At 68.1% G+C, this 15,109-nt stretch carries 16 protein-coding genes; 11 read left to right on the top strand and 5 right to left on the bottom strand.

The features are described 5' to 3' along the window. Window positions 1-190 precede the first annotated feature (190 nt). Window positions 191-1,144, bottom strand: coding sequence for a PAC2 family protein (locus E3T48_RS15000; RefSeq protein WP_134524834.1), 954 nt, complete (start codon window positions 1,142-1,144; stop codon window positions 191-193). Between the two features lie 82 nt (window positions 1,145-1,226). On the opposite strand from E3T48_RS15000, the gene E3T48_RS14995 reads away from it, so the two are divergent. The 10 genes from E3T48_RS14995 to lnt all read left to right on the top strand — a co-directional run bounded on the left by E3T48_RS14995 (window position 1,227) and on the right by lnt (window position 11,513). Continuing rightward, on the top strand, window positions 1,227-1,976 hold the full coding sequence (locus tag E3T48_RS14995; RefSeq protein WP_255455842.1) for an HAD family hydrolase: 750 nt from the start codon (window positions 1,227-1,229) through the stop codon (window positions 1,974-1,976). Beyond that, complete coding sequence (locus E3T48_RS14990) at window positions 1,973-3,004, top strand: tRNA (adenine-N1)-methyltransferase (protein WP_134524833.1); 1,032 nt, start codon at window positions 1,973-1,975, stop codon at window positions 3,002-3,004. Before E3T48_RS14995 ends, E3T48_RS14990 begins: the two co-directional genes overlap by 4 nt. A 70-nt stretch (window positions 3,005-3,074) precedes the next feature. After that, window positions 3,075-4,043 carry an FKBP-type peptidyl-prolyl cis-trans isomerase gene (locus E3T48_RS14985; protein WP_134524832.1) on the top strand — a complete coding sequence of 323 codons (969 nt, stop codon included), beginning with the start codon at window positions 3,075-3,077 and terminating at the stop codon, window positions 4,041-4,043. 37 nt (window positions 4,044-4,080) lie between these two features. Further along, entirely contained in the window at window positions 4,081-5,148 is a 1,068-nt protein-coding gene (locus E3T48_RS14980; RefSeq protein ID WP_241986849.1) for a helix-turn-helix transcriptional regulator, read from the top strand. Continuing rightward, complete coding sequence (locus tag E3T48_RS14975) at window positions 5,145-6,140, top strand: helix-turn-helix transcriptional regulator (RefSeq protein WP_134524831.1); 996 nt, start codon at window positions 5,145-5,147, stop codon at window positions 6,138-6,140. Before E3T48_RS14980 ends, E3T48_RS14975 begins: the two co-directional genes overlap by 4 nt. Before the next feature lie 3 nt (window positions 6,141-6,143). Next, window positions 6,144-6,488: an Asp23/Gls24 family envelope stress response protein gene (locus E3T48_RS14970; RefSeq protein ID WP_134524830.1), complete on the top strand. Its 345-nt coding sequence runs from the start codon at window positions 6,144-6,146 to the stop codon at window positions 6,486-6,488. Next, window positions 6,481-6,711 (top strand): Sec-independent protein translocase subunit TatA, encoded by a 231-nt coding sequence (tatA, locus tag E3T48_RS14965; RefSeq protein ID WP_134524829.1) that lies wholly within the window; start codon window positions 6,481-6,483, stop codon window positions 6,709-6,711. Before E3T48_RS14970 ends, tatA begins: the two co-directional genes overlap by 8 nt. A gap of 47 nt (window positions 6,712-6,758) precedes the next feature. After that, a complete protein-coding gene (gene tatC / locus E3T48_RS14960; RefSeq protein ID WP_134524837.1) occupies window positions 6,759-7,511 on the top strand; it encodes a twin-arginine translocase subunit TatC in 753 nt (250 codons plus the stop codon). A gap of 9 nt (window positions 7,512-7,520) precedes the next feature. Beyond that, the gene (locus E3T48_RS14955) at window positions 7,521-9,962 is read left to right on the top strand and encodes a DEAD/DEAH box helicase (RefSeq protein WP_134524828.1); all 2,442 of its coding nucleotides are present in this window, start codon (window positions 7,521-7,523) and stop codon (window positions 9,960-9,962) included. Between the two features lie 9 nt (window positions 9,963-9,971). Continuing rightward, complete coding sequence (lnt, locus tag E3T48_RS14950) at window positions 9,972-11,513, top strand: apolipoprotein N-acyltransferase (RefSeq protein ID WP_241986848.1); 1,542 nt, start codon at window positions 9,972-9,974, stop codon at window positions 11,511-11,513. Window positions 11,514-11,527: 14 nt separating this feature from the next. On the opposite strand, the gene E3T48_RS14945 is transcribed toward lnt, so the two are convergent. The 4 genes from E3T48_RS14945 to E3T48_RS14930 form a co-directional block, all read right to left on the bottom strand. After that, window positions 11,528-11,893 (bottom strand): RNA polymerase-binding protein RbpA, encoded by a 366-nt coding sequence (locus E3T48_RS14945; RefSeq protein WP_134524827.1) that lies wholly within the window; start codon window positions 11,891-11,893, stop codon window positions 11,528-11,530. A gap of 88 nt (window positions 11,894-11,981) precedes the next feature. Next, the gene (locus tag E3T48_RS14940) at window positions 11,982-12,698 is read right to left on the bottom strand and encodes a glycerophosphodiester phosphodiesterase family protein (RefSeq protein ID WP_241986847.1); all 717 of its coding nucleotides are present in this window, start codon (window positions 12,696-12,698) and stop codon (window positions 11,982-11,984) included. Window positions 12,699-12,755: 57 nt separating this feature from the next. Further along, window positions 12,756-13,724: an SPFH domain-containing protein gene (locus E3T48_RS14935; RefSeq protein WP_134524825.1), complete on the bottom strand. Its 969-nt coding sequence runs from the start codon at window positions 13,722-13,724 to the stop codon at window positions 12,756-12,758. Further along, window positions 13,721-14,191 (bottom strand): NfeD family protein, encoded by a 471-nt coding sequence (locus tag E3T48_RS14930; protein WP_134524824.1) that lies wholly within the window; start codon window positions 14,189-14,191, stop codon window positions 13,721-13,723. The genes E3T48_RS14935 and E3T48_RS14930 overlap by 4 nt, the downstream gene beginning before the upstream one ends. Before the next feature lie 117 nt (window positions 14,192-14,308). Between E3T48_RS14930 and E3T48_RS14925 the strand changes: the two genes are divergently transcribed. Continuing rightward, a complete protein-coding gene (locus tag E3T48_RS14925) occupies window positions 14,309-15,073 on the top strand; it encodes an SDR family oxidoreductase (protein WP_134524823.1) in 765 nt (254 codons plus the stop codon). Window positions 15,074-15,109 lie beyond the last annotated feature (36 nt).

Here is a 15,109-nt window from a genome sequence, read left to right as displayed (position 1 = left end):
GGCCCGCGCGGTCATCGACGCGCTCCGGGCCGCCCTGGTCGCCGACCTCGACACCCCGGGGGCGCTGGCCGCGCTCGACGCCACCGCCGCCGAAGCGGTCGACAATCCCGCCTCGGTCGCGCTGGCCGTTGACGCGCTGCTCGGCGTGGCGCTCTAGCCTGACGCTGCCTGCGCCGGTGGACGGGCCGGCTCAGGGCTGACGGGGTCCGTCGGGGCCGGGCCGTCCGTCTGCGCGGCCGTCCGTGCGGCCGTCTCGGCCGTCGCCGCGTTTGCGGAGGTATTTCTCGAACTCCTGGGCGATCGCCTCGCCGCTGGCCTCCGGGGAATCGACGGTGTCCCTGGCCTGTTCCAGCTGGGCGATGTAGGCGGCCATCTCCTCGTCCTCGCCGGCGAGGACATCGATTCCGCTCTGCCACTCGGCGGCCTCATTCACCAGCTCGCCGCGGGGGATGACGACGTCGATGATCTCCTCGAGCTTGTCGATCAGCGCCAGCATCGCCTTGGGCGACGGAGCGTTGTGCACGTAGTGCGGCACGGATGCCCAGATCGACAGGGTGGGAATGCCCACCGCCTCCGCGGCGATCGCGAGCACGCTGAGGATGCCGACCGGGCCCTCATAGGAGCTGCGCTCGATCTGCAGCTCGGCCCGAACCTGCGGGTTGTCGCTGGAGACGAAGATCGAGATCGGGCGCGTGTGGGGCACATCCGCGAGCATCGCCCCGAGGAAGACGATCCCGCCCACGTCCGCGGCGAGGGCGGCGTCCAGGATCTCCGCCGCGAAGCTCTTCCAACTGCGCGAGGGCTCCGTGCCGAGGAGCAGGTAGATGTTCCCGGCGTTCGTGCCGCTCACCCGCAGCTGGGCGTCGTCGGCCAGCGGCACCGCTGACTCACCGGGGGTGGTCGGCCCGTACATGATCGCGCTCGGCCATTCGAGAACTCGGATGCCGTCTTCGCCGGTGGAAATTGTCGGACGGTTGAACTGGTAGTCGAAGTAGGTCTCGGGGTCGATCTCCGCGATGGGGGACACGTCGAGCAGGTCCTTCAGGGTGCCCACCGCGCCGGTGGCCGCCTCGCCCGCGTCGTTCCACCCCTCGAACGCCACCACGAGGAGGCGTTCACTGAGGAATCCGTTGCCGTCTGTCACTGCCTGAAACCTCGATCCCGGGGGTGCGCCACCCGGCGCACCATCAGTCAAGGATAGGCGGTGCCCTCTACACTTGGACTCCGTGCACCCGATCCGACCCGAAACCCTCCTGCCTGCGGCCGTGCTCTGGGACATGGACGGGACAATCGTCGACTCCGAGCCGTACTGGATGCGCGCAGAGACCGAGCTTGTCGAATCCTTCGGCGGCGTCTGGACGCACAGCGACGGCATGCTGCTCGTCGGCTCCGGCCTGTGGGGGTCCGCCTCGATCCTCCAGGGCCGCGGGGTGGCCCTGGACGCTGACGCGATCGTCAACCGGCTCACCGACCGGGTCCAGGAACTGCTGCGCGACTTCGGCCCGCCGTGGCGCCCGGGCGCCCTGCCTCTGCTCACCGAGCTCAAGCGGGCCGGCGTGCCGATGGCGCTCGTCACCATGTCCACCGAACGGATGGCGCGCCAGGTCGCCGACCTGGTCGGGTTCGCCGCCTTCGACACGATCGTCGCCGGGGACATGGTCACCAACAGCAAACCGCACCCCGAGGCCTACCTCTCCGCGGCCGGGCATCTGGGCGTCGACCCGGACCGCTGCATCGCCGTCGAGGACTCCCTCCCCGGAATCGCCGCTGCCGTCGCCTCCGGCGCGGTCGTCATCGGCGTGCCCCACATGATCCCCCTCCCGGCGAGCGCCCACTACGATCTGTGGCCGACCCTCTCCGGGCGGACCCTGGCAGGATTCACCGCCGTCTTCGGCGCGCGGCGCGACCGCCCCGAACGAACACCGATTCAGCCCGATTCCGAATCGGCCGACAACGAGGACGTAAGCAACGCATGAGCGACAACCAGGTCATCCAGAACAGCGGACCGTTCAGGATCGGCGACCGGGTGCAGTTGACCGGCCCCAAGAACAAACTGAACACGATCACCCTCGAGCCGGGCAAGGTCTTCCACACGCACCGGGGAATCCTCGCGCACGACGACATCATCGGCCTTCCGGACGGATCCGTCGTCACCAACAACGTCGGTGTCGAACACCTGGCCCTCCGCCCGCTCCTGATCGACTTCGTCATGTCCATGCCGCGCGGAGCCGCGATCATCTACCCGAAGGATGCGGCGCAGATCCTCGCGCAGGCCGACATCTTTCCCGGCGCCACCGTCGTCGAGGCGGGGGTCGGTTCCGGCGCGCTCTCGATCTGGCTGCTGCGGGCGATCGGCCCCGCTGGTTGGCTGGCCTCGTTCGAACGCCGGGAGGAGTTCGCCGATGTCGCCAGGGACAACGTGGCCACGTTCCTCGGCGCCGACCCGGAGAACTGGTCGATCACACTCGGCGACCTGGCGGACACCCTGCCCGAGACGATGCCTGACCAGGGCGTCGACCGGGTCGTGCTCGACATGCTTGCCCCGTGGGAGTGCCTCGAGGTCGTCTCCGCCGCCCTCAAGCCCGGCGGAGTGCTGCTCTGTTACGTGGCAACGGTGACCCAGCTCTCGCGAGTGGCGGAAGCCATCCGGGCGACCGGCCAGTACACGAACCCGGACTCTCACGAGACCATGGTGCGCGGCTGGCACGTCGAGGGGCTGGCCGTGCGGCCAGACCACCGGATGATCGGCCACACCGGCTTCCTGATCACGGCCAGGAGGCTCGCCCCGGACACCATCCTGCCCGAGCTCAAGCGCCGCCCCTCGAAAACCGACTTCTCCGATGCCGACGTGGAAGCCTGGACGCCCGGCGCCCTCGGCGAACGAAGCATCAGCCCCAAGGTGATGCGCAAGAGGGTCCGGATCGCCGAGACCGGTGCGGCCCTCTCCAAGGCGCGCAACCTGGCCGGGGACGAACCGGAGTCCGGCCGGCCCGACGCCGGTTAGGATTGGCTCCGGCCACGATTCATTACGCAATTCCCCGCACCATCCGGACTTCCCCCAGAAATGAGATCCCGTGCGCAGAGCTCCTGCACTCGTCGCAACCGCAGCGCTGCTGATGACTGTCCTCAGTGGTTGCAGCATCTCCGGAACGGCCGCCGTGTCCTGCCAGTCTCCGGTCACGGATGGCGCCGCCGCCAAGCTGGTCACGGTCACGGGCACGGCAGGCAGCGCCCCCTCCGTCAGCTTCCCGACGCCGCTGAAGTCCAAGACGACCCAGCGCACGGAGATCCTCCCGGGCACCGGGGACGGCCTGGTCACCGGGCAGCAGGTCAAGCTGGAGCTCTCCGTCTACAACGGCACCTCAGGCAAGGTCATCGACGTGAGCAAGTACGACGCGTCCAGCGCCACCACCTTCGTGCTGAACGACAAGACGATCAAGGGCCTGGCCGAAGGCCTGCAGTGCGCGCAGGTCGGATCGCGGGTCGCCGTGGTCGTGTCGCCCGACGACGCGTTCGGACCCCAGGGCGGCAACGCGCAGATCGGCGTCGCCAAGGACGACAGCCTGGTCTTCGTCATCGACGTGGTCAAGTCCTACCTGCCGCGTGCGACCGGGGCGGACCAGATCGTCGCCAACGGCCTGCCCGGCGTCGTGCTCGCGGCGGACGGCACGCCCGGCATCACCGTCCCGTCCGGCGCCGCCCCGAAGAAGCAGCAGATCGGCGTGCTCAAGAAGGGCTCCGGCCGGAAGGTGGCCGAGGGCGACACCGTGACTGTGCACTACACGGGCGTGCTCTGGGCCGAGAAGACCGTGTTCGACTCGAGCTGGGCCAACGGCGGCCCGGTGCAGTTCCTCGCCGCGGACGGTTCCAAGACCCAGGGCGGGATCATCCCCGGGTTCGCGAACGCGCTCATCGGCCAGACCGTCGGGTCGCAGGTTGTCACGGTGATACCTCCGGCCCAGGGCTACGGCGACGCCGCCCAGGCCTCCATCCCGGCCGGTTCGACGCTCATCTTCGTGGCCGACATCCTCGGGATCGGCTGAGCGGGAGCTGCCGGCGGCGGTTCGCTAGACTCGCACCGTGTCCACCATCCCCGACAAGCCCGGCCGCGTTTCGGTCGAGGAACGCCTGTTCAGCCTCGTTCTGGCGCTCATCGCCACCGAGATCGGGCTGACCAAGGCGGAGATCCTCTCCACCGTTCAGGGCTACCGTCAGCGCTACGCCGTCGGCGGGGACAACGCCAGCCTGGAACGGCAGTTCGAACGCGACAAGGACGACATCCGCGAGCTGGGAATCCCGCTCGAAACGGTGGAGCCACCCGACGACCCCGGCAGCAACCACCACCTGCGCTATCGGATCCCCAAGGGGCTCTACGAGCTGCCGGCGGACGTGAGCTTCTCCGCCGACGAGCTGATGCTGCTCAAGCTGGCCGCCACGGTCTGGCGCGAGGGCTCGCTCTCCGGAGAATCGCGCCGGGCGCTGACCAAGCTCAACTCGCTCGGCGTCGACTCGACCGACCCTGTGCTCGGCTACTCGCCCACGCTGCGGGTGCGGGACGCATCCTTTGAACCGCTGAGCAAGGCCATGGACCGCGGACAGATCGTCGCGTTCCAATACCTGAAACCGGGGGAGGGCACGCCGCGGCGCCGCCGGGTCGCCCCGCAAGCGGTCGTGCTCCACGAAGGACGCTGGCACCTGTTCGGCACAGACGAGGACGTCCAGGCGACCCGCACCTTCCTCCTCTCGCGCATCGTCGGCCCGGTGGTCAGCGTGCCGGGGGCGACATTCGTGCCCGGCGGCGCGGGAAAGGGCCAGGAGGCCCTCGCCGAGCTTGACGCGCTGTGGCGGGCCAACCTGGCCGAAATCGCAGTCGAACCGGGCAGCGACGCCGCCGTGCGCCTCTCGAAACGCCAGGCCGTCGAACAGGGTCGGGCCCCGGGCGAATCGACCGTGGCCCTGCACTACACCGACCTCGACATCCTCGCCGATGAACTCGCCGGCTACGGTCCCGAGGTGCTGGTCCGGTCGCCGCCGGCCCTACGCGCCGCCGTGCTCGCCCGGCTGGTCAGGGTCAGGGACGCGCACGCGGACCCTCAGGCACCGGCCGGCGCGGCGCCGTCGGATCGGGCAGAGGAGGGCACCAGATGAGCACGGGACCGGCCCTGGGGGCATCCGACAAACTCACCTTCCTGTTGTCGCTCGTCCCATACCTGATGGACCACGAGAGCGTCAGCGTGAGCACGGTCGCCGCCCACTTCGGGGTCTCCCCGGAGCGGGTGCGCGACGCGGTGAACCTGATCGCGATCTCGGGGATCCCCGGGGAGACCCGCCAGTACCTGCACGGCGACCTGTTCGACATCCACTGGGAGGAATTCGAGACCAACGACACCATCGTGCTCACCCATCTGGTCGCGATCGACGACTCTCCCCGATTCTCCGCGAGGGAGGCCGCTGCGCTGATCGCCGGTCTGCAGTACCTGTCTTCGCTGCCCGAAAACGCGGACATCGAGGCGATCGCTTCCCTGATGGCGAAGCTCACCCGCAGTGCGTCGGCCACCCCGAGCCAGGTGGTGGTCTCCAGCACCGAACCCGGCGAGGCCATCGCTCTGATCAAGGCGGCGGTCGCGGGCGGGGTGCAGATCGAGTTCGGCTACCTCAGCTCGCGCGGTGAACACGAGGTGCGCCACGTCGATCCGCTGCGGATCGAGTCCGTCGACCGGGACTGGTACCTCCGCGGCTGGTGTCACCTGCGCGGCGCCGTGCGCACATTCCGGCTGGACCGGATGAGCGGCCTCCGGATCACGGATCTGCCCACCGATGACCGCATCGCCGAGGCTCTTCCCGACACGCTCTTCCAGGGGTCGGATTCCGACCTCGAGGTCGTCGTCGAGCTCCCGGCCGCTGCTGTGTCGCTCCTCGCCGATTTCGCGCCGCAGGGTGCCGGCACGGGCCCGGCGGACGGCCCGGTCCACCGGACCCTGCGGGTGGCGCACTTCCACGGGCTCAAACGGCTCGTCGCCGGCCTCGCCGGCGTCGTCAGCGTCGTCGGGCCGCCCGGGGCGCGGTGGATCACCAGGGACTGGGCTGCCGCGGGCGCGGCCCGGTATGACGAGGTCGTACCCGGCGAGCAGGGCGAGTAGCCGATGCCCTGGTGGAGTTGGATCCTGCTCTGGGCCGGCCTGGTCCTGGCCCTGCTCGGGATGCTCGCCTGGTTCGGCTACGCCCTCTTCCGGAAGGCCGTGCGCACGATGGAGGCACTCGAGGGACTCGCTGACCAGTTCGCGGGGCTCGAGCTCGATCCGCAACTCCCTCCGCTGCGCCCGTTCCGCCCGGCGGTGTTCGAGGAGACGGCCGACGTGCGGCTCGCCCTCGAACAGGGGAGCGCCGAGCGTCGGCATCGCCGCCAGCTGCGTTGGGATCGCTTGGTTGTGCGAGGTAAACTGATGCAGCACGCCCCTTCCACCCAGAGGACGGACTCTCATGCTTAACAACCTGACCGGATGGCATTTCCTGATCATCCTCGTCATCGTTCTCCTGCTCTTCGGAGCGCCCAAGCTCCCGGCTCTCGCACGAAGCCTGGGTCAGTCGATGAAGATCTTCAAGAGCGAGATCAAGAGCGACAAGCCCGACGACGAGGCCTCCGGCTCCGGCACGACGGGCACCGATCCCTCGAAGGCGGCCGGCCCCGCCGACCCCGGCTCGAAGTCGTAACTTCCGTGCCAGGGCGCACTCCTCGGCGCGTGGCGGCCGACGGGAAGATGTCGCTCGGGCAGCACCTGCTCGAGTTGCGGAAGCGTCTCTTCCTCGCGGCCGCCGGCATCCTGGTCGGCGCCATCGTCGGATGGTTCCTGTCTGATTTCGTCTGGGACGCCCTGCGGGAGCCGATCTACACGATCGCCACGGCCCAGAAGCGCAGCGCGCAGCTCAACTACCCGGACATCACGTCCGCGTTCGACCTGAAGCTGAAGATCTCGTTCTATGTCGGCCTCGTCGTCTCCAGCCCGATGTGGTTGTACCAGGTCTTCGCCTTCCTCGTGCCAGGGCTCACCCGCACCGAGAAGCGGTACACGTTCGGATTCTTCTTCACCGCCGTGCCATTGTTCCTGGCCGGCTGCGCGGCCGGTTTCTACGTGCTGCCGAACGTGGTCGAGCTGATGACGAGCTTCGCCCCGGCGCAGGACGCGGCCCTGGTCACCGCGCAGAGCTATTTCGATTTCGTCCTGAAACTCGTCGTTGCCATCGGCGTTGCGTTCGTGCTGCCGGTCTTCATCGTCCTGCTCAACTTCGCCGGCGTCATCAGCGCCCAGTCGATCATCAAGTCGTGGCGGGTGGCCATCCTCGTGATCATCCTGTTCACCGCCATCGCCACCCCGGCCGCCGATGTGGTGTCGATGTTCCTCCTGGCCATCCCGATGGTGGTGCTCTACTTCGCCGCCTACGGCGTTGCCTTCCTGCATGACCGGCGCGCCGCCCGGCGCAACCGTGCCCTTGAACAGGAGCTGGCGCTTTAGGCGCATCCGATGAACTCACTGCAGTCGCCGGCCGAACGTTACTCGGCCTCCAGAAGCCGCGCCAACGCCCCGAAACTGGAATCGTTCCGCGCGGGCCTCAGCTTCGAACTGGATGCGTTCCAGCTGGCCGCCTGCGCCTCGCTGGAGACCGGCAACAGCGTGCTGGTGGCGGCCCCGACCGGCGCCGGCAAGACTCTGATCGCCGAATTCGCCATCTACCTGGCCATGCAGGGCACCTCCCAGAAGGTGTTCTACACGGCGCCGATGAAAGCGCTGAGCAACCAGAAGTTCCAGGAGCTGGTCGCCGAATACGGCGCTGACCAGGTGGGGTTGCTCACCGGGGACACCAACGTGAACGCGCAGGCGCGCGTGGTCGTGATGACCACCGAAGTGCTGCGCAACATGCTCTACGCCGACTCCGACCTGCTCGCGAACCTGGCCTTCGTCGTGATGGACGAGGTGCACTACCTGGCCGACCGGTTCCGCGGGGCCGTCTGGGAGGAGGTCATCATCCACCTCCCGCAGAACGTGCGGATGGTCTCCCTCAGCGCAACGGTCTCCAACGCCGAGGAATTCGGTGACTGGCTCCAGGCCGTGCGCGGCGAAACCGACGTGATCGTCTCCGAGGAGCGCCCGGTGCCCCTCGAACAGCACGTCCTCGTCAAGAGCAAGATGCTTGACCTGTTCGATTCCTCCGGCCCGGCCGGAACCCACCAGGTGAATCCCGAACTGGTGCGACTGGCACAGGCCGGTGGACGCGGGGTGGCCGTCAGGTCCGGCGGCCGCCGGGGGAGCGATCGGGACCGGATTCCCCGGCAGTCCTCCTTCGACTCCGGGCGCATGGACCGGTCGGAGATCGTGCGGCTGCTCGAGGGCAAGCACCTCCTGCCGGCGATCTTCTTCATCTTCAGCCGGGTCGGTTGCGACCAGGCCGTGCGCCAGGTGCTCCGGGCCGGGGTGCGTCTCACGGATGCCCGTGAGCGGGAGGAGATCCGGGAGATCGTCGACGAGCGCTGTCGCACGCTGCTCGACGAGGACCTCGGCGTGCTCGGCTACTTCGAGTGGCTGGACGGCCTCGAGCGCGGGGTCGCCGCCCACCATGCCGGCATGCTGCCGGCGTTCAAGGAGGTCGTCGAGGAGCTCTTCCAGAGGAAGCTCGTCAAGGCCGTCTTCGCCACAGAGACCCTCGCCCTCGGCATCAACATGCCCGCACGCACCGTCGTCCTCGACAAGCTCGAGAAGTTCAACGGCGAGGCACGGGTGCCGATCACGCCGGGAGAATACACCCAGCTCACCGGCCGGGCAGGCCGACGCGGCATCGACGTCGAGGGCCATTCGGTCATCCAATGGGCGCCTGGGCTCGATCCGCAGACGGTCGCCTCGCTGGCGTCGCGACGCACCTACCCGCTCAATTCCAGTTTCAAGCCCACCTACAATATGGCCGTCAACCTGATCGACCAGTTCGGCCGGGAGCGCACCAGGGACGTGCTCGAGTCGTCCTTCGCCCAGTTCCAGGCCGATCGAGCCGTCGTCGACATGGCCCGCAAGGTGCGCCATCAGGAGGAATCCCTGGCGGGCTTCGCCGGGTCGATGGTGTGCCACCTCGGCGACTTCACCGAGTACTCGTCCATCCGGCGCAAACTCACCGATGTGGAACGGGAGAGCGCGACCGGCGAGACCGGCGCCCGGGCAGCCAGAGAGCGGCGCCAGCGCGAGCTCGCCAGCCTGCGCAAACGTATGCGCGCGCACCCCTGCCACAGCTGCCCCGATCGGGAGCAGCACGCCAGGTGGGCGCAGCGCTGGTGGAAGCTGAAACGGGAGACGGATGCGCTGACCCAGCAGATCACGACCCGCACCGGCGCCGTTGCGCGCGTCTTCGATCGCGTCACCGACGTTCTCCTCGGCCACGGCTACCTGCTCGAGGACGCGGACGGCTCCGTCACGCTCAGTGAGAGCGGGTTGATCCTTCGGCGCATCTACGCGGACAGGGACCTGCTCGTCGCAGAGTCGTTACGCCGAGGCCTGTGGAAAGACCTCGACCCGGCCGGGCTGGCGGCCATGGCGTGCGCCCTGGTCTTCGAACCACGCCGGGACGAGGGGATGATCGACGAACGCTACCTGCCCAGGGGAGCGTTCCGGCCTGCCCTCGACAGGACGCAGGAACTGTGGAGCCGCCTCGACGACCTCGAACGGGACAACAAGCTCCCCGGCAGCAATCCGCTGGCGGTCGGCCTCAGCCTCGCCATGTGGAAGTGGGCGCGCTCCGGTTCCCTCGTCGACGTCCTGGATGAGGCGGAGATGGCCGCGGGCGACTTCGTGCGCTGGACCAAACAGACAATCGACCTGCTCGACCAGCTCTCCGTCGTGGCCGACGGCCCGGTCGGGCGCACCGCCCGGCAGGCCATGGACGCGATCCGCCGCGGCATCGTCGCCTACTCCTCAGTCGCCTAGGCTGTGGAGGTGAACCAGGGGAGCTCGCGGCGGCAGTTGCCGCTGCAGGCGGCCATCATGCTCGCGGCCGCGACCGGGGGCATCCTCGACGCGGGCTTCCCCGACCGGTCCTGGTGGGTGCTCGCGCCGGTCGGGGTGGCCCTGATGCTGGTCGCCCTGCTGGGCCGCGGGCCGTGGGCCGGCCTGCTGATCGGCATGGTCTCGGGCCTGTCGTTCTGGCTGATCCACATCAGCTGGCTGACCCTGTATTTGGGCCCGGTGCCCTGGCTGGCCCTCGCCGGCCTCGAATCCCTCTTCTTCGGCGTCAGCCTCGCCCTCATCGGCGTCGTCCTCAACGTGGGCCCACGGGTGTGGCCGGGCGCGGCGGGGCGCCTCGGAGTCGTCCCCCTCGTCGTCGCCGGCCTGTGGACGGCCCGCGAGGCGATCTCGGCCGTCTGGCCGTATGGCGGCTTCTCCTGGGGGCGGGTGGCCATCTCTCAGTCGGAAAGCCCGTTCAACGGCCTGGTCGCCTGGGTCGGGATGTCAGGACTGAGCTTCCTCATGGTGTGGCTGAGCACCCTCGCCGTTCAACTCGTGCGGGAGGTCACGGTGGGCGCCCTCGCCCGCTGGAGCATCGGCGTCGCATCCGTCGCCGTGTTGCTCGTTGTGCCGGCCTGGCCGGCCGTTCCGTCCGGGACGGCCCGGATCGCAGCCGTGCAGGGGGCGTCGGATGCCGGCCTGTTCGCCCGGTACTCGCCCGGCCAGATCCTCGCCGACCACACCTCGGCGACGCTGCCGCTGATCGGCCGGAAGGTCGACTTCGTGGTCTGGCCGGAGAACGCCAGCGATATCGACCCGACCCGCTCCGACGACGCGGCGAAGGTGCTCAACTACCTCGGAACTGCGATGAACGCGCCGATCGTGGCCGGCACGATCACCCAGCGTGACGGGAAGTTCTACAACAGCTCACTGCTCTGGAAGGCCGGTGAGGGGGCCGTCGACATCTACGACAAGGTCCACCCGGTTCCGTTCGCCGAGTACATGCCCGATCGCGCATTCTGGCGCCCGTTCGCGCCCGAGCTGATCGACCTGATCTCCCGGGACTACACGATCGGCACACGGGACAACGTCTTCGACCTCGACGGCATCATGGCGGGCATCGCCATCTGCTTCGACATCGCCGACGACCAGCTCGTGCGCGAGATGATCAGCGACAAGGCAGAGGTCATCCTCGCCCAGACGAACAACGCGGACTTCGGACGAACCGACGAGAGCGTGCAGCAGCTCGCCATCGCGCGGCTCCGTGCGATCGAGGCCGGCCGTACCGTGGTGAACATCTCGACGGTCGGCACCAGCGCGATCATCACCCCGGATGGCGAGAGCCTGGACCGGCTGCCGACCTGGGAGCCGGGAGCGATGGTCGAGACGGTGCCGCTCAGCGACACCGTGACCCCGGCGATGGCGGGTGGCCGGGTGATCGAATGGTTCGTATCAGGGCTCGGTCTCGCCGGCTTCCTGCTGTGCCTCCTTAACGCACTGCGCACCCGACAAGGTCGGGTGCGCAGTGGTTGACCGGTGAAGCGGGTTCAGGCGCCGATCTTTTGCTGGCCCCTCCGGGCGCGCAAAAACGTCAACCGTTCTTCCAGAAGTTCTTCGAGTTCGGCGCGAGTGCGCCGTTCGAGAAGCATGTCCCAATGCGTACGCGGAACCTTTTCGTCCGAGTGATCCACGATCACCGGCTTCGAGTCCACAAGACGCGTTGCGGTCTGCGAGCAGAACCGGCACTCCCACTCGTCGGGGGCTTCAGCCTCCGCAGAGAAGATCATCACCGTCTCCCGCGCGCACGTCGCACACAGGTACGTGTGACTGACTCGTGGTGAAAAGGTTACGCCCTCTTCGCTTTGAAGGCTTTGTGCGCCCAACCTCATGCCACGCAAACTGCGATCCGCCATTGTGGTCTCCTCTCGCGATGCAACTCCTAGTTCTAAACCATCAAGCTGGACGTTATCTTTCCGTTACGTCCATACTCGGTGGAAACTCTCAGCTTCGGCCGGCGATCACGCCCACCGCGAGGTCGCACCGGTCGGTGATCAGGCCGTCGACGCCCGCTTCCAGGAGCCGGCGCATCGCTGCCGGGTCATTCACCGTCCACACATGCACCTCGACGCCGACGGTGTGCATCGCCCGAACGAAACGCGGGGTCAGGATGCGCAGGGACCTGACCGTTTCCGGCACTTGGATGGCGGAGAGTCCGCTCACCGCACGCCTCACCTGACCGCCGAACCCGAATTCGGCCGCAAGGAACGCCCGTCCGACGAGAGCGGAGGACGCTGAGGTGGCGACGCCCGGCAGCGACCGGACCGTGCGCGCACGGCGCGCCTCGGAAAAGGAGGTGATCAGCACCCGGTCGGTGGCGTTCGCGGCCCGGACCGCGGCCACCGTCGCCTCAATCGCGTCCTCCGATTTCACGTCGAGGTTGAACCGCGCATCCGGGAACGCGTCCAGCGCCTCGCCGAGCGAGGCGAAGGACTGGCCCTGGCCCAGGTTGATCCGGTGGAGCTCGGCCAGCGTGAGCCTGTTGACCCGGATCCGAGCTCCCGGAACGGCGAATTCCGCGTCGTGGCTGAGCACCGCGACGCCGTCGTCGCTGGCTCGGACGTCCGTTTCGAGGTGTGTGGCGCCGGCGAGGAGAGCGTGACGGAAGGCCGGGAGGGTGTTCTCGGGTGCGTTCAGGGCCAGGCCCCGATGGGCGAACACCCGGGGCGCAGAACCATCCAGAAATCGGGACGACCCACCCCCAGGCATAGTGACCGCCTAAGCGCCCGGCGCGGCGTGGGTGGCCGGACCCTGAGCTGCCTCGGGTGCACCGGCGTGAGACCCCGGTACGGGGGTCTGGCCGAACGCACGACCGACGCCCTTCATCGCCTCGGTGAGTTCGCTGGGCACGATCCAGAGTTTGTTCGCGCTACCCTCGGCCAGCTTGGGCAGGGTCAACAGGTACTGGTACGCCAGCAGCTTCGGATCGGGGTCGCCGTCGTGGATCGCCTTGAACACGGTCGTGATGGCCTCGGCCTCGCCCTGTGCGCGCAGGACAGCCGCTTTCGCGTCGCCCTCCGCCGAGAGGATGGCGGCCTGACGCGCGCCCTCCGCGGTCAGGATGGCGGACTGCTTCGTTCCCTCGGCGGTGAGGATGAGGGCGCGGCGGTCACGCTCGGCGCGCATCTGCTTCTCCATGGAGTCCTGGATGGAGTGCGGCGGATCGATCGCCTTCAGTTCCACCCGCCCGACCCGGATACCCCACTTGCCGGTGGCCTCGTCGAGCACGATGCGCAGCTGACCGTTGATGTTGTCGCGGCTGGTCAGGGCCTCCTCAAGGTTCAGGCCACCGACCACGTTGCGCAGGGTCGTCGTGGTGAGTTGCTCGACGGCCCCGAGGTAGTTGGCGATTTCGTAGGTGGCCGCGCGGGCATCCGTCACCTGGAAGTAGACGACGGTGTCGATGGAGACGACGAGGTTGTCCTCGGTGATCACTGGCTGGGGCGGGAACGACACGACCTGCTCCCGCATGTCGATCAGAGGCCGCAGGCGGTCCACGAACGGGATGAGGATGTTCAGGCCGGGCATCAGCGTCTTGTGGTAACGGCCCAGGCGCTCCACGACGCCGGCGCTGGCCTGCGGGATGATCCGGATCGACTTCGCAAGGGTGACGATGACGAACAGGACGAGCGCCGCAACGGCGACGAAGACGACCACCTGCACAATGATCTGGCCTGGATCGGTCATGGAGAGTTCCTTTCCGCCGGGGTGACCACTGCGGTCGCCCCGTCGATTGCTGTGACGAGTACTCGTTCGCCGGGCTCGACGATGCGACCCGTGCCGGGGGACAGGCGTGCCGTCCAGGTCTCACCGTTGGCGAGCCGAACCTGGCCGCCGGTGGCGCCGATGGTGCTGACAACCCGGCCGTCCAGGCCGAGCAGGGCGTCCACATTGGTCTTCGCCGGGTCGCCGCCGCGTTTGAGCAGGCGAAGGAGGGGCGGGCGGATGCCGAGGAGGAGGGCGATCGTCAGAACGGCCGCGATCACGAGCTGCAACCACCACGGCGCACCGAGCAGGCCGGACAGGAGCGCCCCGAGGCTGCCGGCGGCCATCATCAGGAAGGTCAGGTCGAGCGTGACCATCTCGATGGTGACGAAGACCAGGATCAGCACGAGCCAGACAATCCACGCGAATTCCGCTGCGAACGCATCCATGGCGTCCCCTCCCATTTCTGTTCCCTCGTTATGAAACTAGCAGGTGCGTCGGACAGGGGAGCGGGGGCTTCTTGGTAAGGTCATCTGCCAGACCAATTCGTTATCTGAGGAGTTCGCGTGACCAATCCACTTGCAGCAGGATCACTTGACGGCAAGCGCGTGCTCGTCACCGGATCATCTCGAGGGGTCGGTGCGGCCACCATCGGTTACTTCGCCGGAGCAGGCGCGAGCGTCGCCATCAACTTCCGCAACAAAGAGGCCCGTGCGATCAAGGTCGCCGAGGCCATTCGCGCCCAAGGCGGCACGGCCATCACCATCGGCGCCGACCTCACGGATGCCGATGCCGTCACGGCCATGTTCGACACCATCCGCGCGGAATTCGGCGAGCTCGACATCCTCGTCATGAATGCCTCCGGCGGCATGGAAAGCGGAATGGCCGACGATTACGCGATGAAGCTGAACCGGGATGCCCAGCTCAACCTGCTGGCGACCGCGCGGCCCCTGCTCGCCGAAGCCGCCCGCGTCGTGTTCGTCACAAGCCACCAGGCACACTTCTTCGGCACCGCGGAGACCATGCCGGAGTATGTGCCGGTTGCGCGCAGCAAGCGCGCGGGGGAGGACGCCCTCCGCTCTCGCATCCCCGAGCTGGAAGAGGCCGGGATCGGCTTCGTCGTCGTCTCCGGCGACATTATCGAGGGCACCGTCACCGCAACGCTGCTGGAGCGCGCCAGCCCGGGAACCATGAGCGCCCGGAAGGACGCGGCCGGACGCCTGTACAACGTGGAGGAATTCGCGGCCGAGGTGGCTCTCGCCGCCGTCGAGCCCATCCCGGCGGACAACACGCGTTATGTCGGCGACACGACGGACCTCGTCGCCGACTAGAAAGTATGACGGTTGAAGGCTTCGGACCTTCCGCTC

The sequence above is a fragment of the Cryobacterium fucosi genome (genome assembly GCF_004403515.1).
In the GTDB taxonomy this organism is placed as follows: Bacteria; Actinomycetota; Actinomycetes; order Actinomycetales; family Microbacteriaceae; genus Cryobacterium; species Cryobacterium fucosi.
This window is presented reverse-complemented; position numbering and strand designations above follow the sequence as displayed.

Coding starts and splice junctions, on each gene's coding strand:
- E3T48_RS14945 (WP_134524827.1), bottom strand. CDS start 11,893: ATGGCGGATCGCAGTTTGCGTGGCATGAGGTTGGGCGCACAAAGCCTT.
- tatA (WP_134524829.1), top strand. CDS start 6,481: ATGCTTAACAACCTGACCGGATGGCATTTCCTGATCATCCTCGTCATC.
- E3T48_RS14970 (WP_134524830.1), top strand. CDS start 6,144: ATGCCCTGGTGGAGTTGGATCCTGCTCTGGGCCGGCCTGGTCCTGGCC.
- E3T48_RS14990 (WP_134524833.1), top strand. CDS start 1,973: ATGAGCGACAACCAGGTCATCCAGAACAGCGGACCGTTCAGGATCGGC.
- E3T48_RS14930 (WP_134524824.1), bottom strand. CDS start 14,191: ATGGATGCGTTCGCAGCGGAATTCGCGTGGATTGTCTGGCTCGTGCTG.
- E3T48_RS14975 (WP_134524831.1), top strand. CDS start 5,145: ATGAGCACGGGACCGGCCCTGGGGGCATCCGACAAACTCACCTTCCTG.
- E3T48_RS14935 (WP_134524825.1), bottom strand. CDS start 13,724: ATGACCGATCCAGGCCAGATCATTGTGCAGGTGGTCGTCTTCGTCGCC.
- E3T48_RS14955 (WP_134524828.1), top strand. CDS start 7,521: ATGAACTCACTGCAGTCGCCGGCCGAACGTTACTCGGCCTCCAGAAGC.
- tatC (WP_134524837.1), top strand. CDS start 6,759: ATGTCGCTCGGGCAGCACCTGCTCGAGTTGCGGAAGCGTCTCTTCCTC.